Origin of the sequence: Aeromonas sp. ANP5 (genome assembly GCF_963870295.1) — a bacterium.
Taxonomy (GTDB): Bacteria; Pseudomonadota; Gammaproteobacteria; order Enterobacterales; family Aeromonadaceae; genus Aeromonas; species Aeromonas veronii.
In genome coordinates this window covers 1-912 of record NZ_CAWMRY010000085.1, presented here as the reverse complement: position 1 = coordinate 912, position 912 = coordinate 1, and the positions used below count along the sequence as shown (strand labels likewise).

Genomic DNA, 912 nt, shown 5'->3' with positions numbered 1-912 from the left:
CGATACTGCTTGAGTGCCAGCACATAGTCCTCTTTACCGCCCAAACCCTGCCGCAGCATCTCGCCATAAGCATATTGAGCCTGGGTATGACCTTGTCCAGCAGCTTTGGCATAGCTGGCTCTGGCTTGCTCCAACTCACCCTGCTCTTGCTGCAACTGCGCCAGCTCGAAACTAGCCTTGGTGATCCCGCCTTCCGCAGCCAGAGTCAACCAATGCTGCCTGGCTACGCCATCTGTTTGTTGCAAGCTCAGTTGGTACTCCGCCTCATGCGAGCCATGAGTAACAGCCAACTCCAACCAATATCTGCCCAACGCAGGATCAGCTTGCACCTGCTCTCCCGCCAGATAAGCAACACCCAGCCATAGTTCAGCTTCGGCAGAACCCGCATTGGCAGCCCGCTGATAAGCCGCGAAAGCATCAGTTGGTGTAGCCTGACGAGCCAGCAACAACAAGGCATCCGGCTGCTGCTGGGCGGCAGCCTTCTCAAACCAGCGCTGGGCAATATCCGGGCGTTTGATCACCCCTCTCCCCTGCTCATAGCGCTTGCCCAGCTGATACTGAGCGTCACGATTGCCCAGCTCTGCCGCTTTTTCCAACCACTTGACGGCATCCTCATCCGCCCCCTGCTGCGTGGCATACCACTGCCCAAGGATCAATTGCGCCTCTGCATGATCCTGTTTGGCGGCTTTCTCGAACCAGTCGAGGCATTCACTGACCAACTTGCCCTGATGCTGCTCCTGACACATCAGGCCCAGCTGATAGCTGGCATTGCTGTTGCCAAGGCGAGCAGAGCGCTGCCACCACTCGGTAGCAAGTGCTGGATTCTTTGGCTCACCGAGTCCAGCCTGATACCACTCCCCTACCTGCCAGGCAGCATTGGCACGGACCTGCTGATCGGCAGCCAAAGGGCCC

At 58.1% G+C, this 912-nt stretch carries 1 protein-coding gene; it reads right to left on the bottom strand.

Features of this window, described 5'->3' with window-relative positions; all coding sequences use genetic code 11:
• Positions 1 to 912: tetratricopeptide repeat protein (locus AACT07_RS22340; RefSeq protein WP_069530089.1), on the bottom strand; the 912-nt coding region annotated here is incomplete at both ends.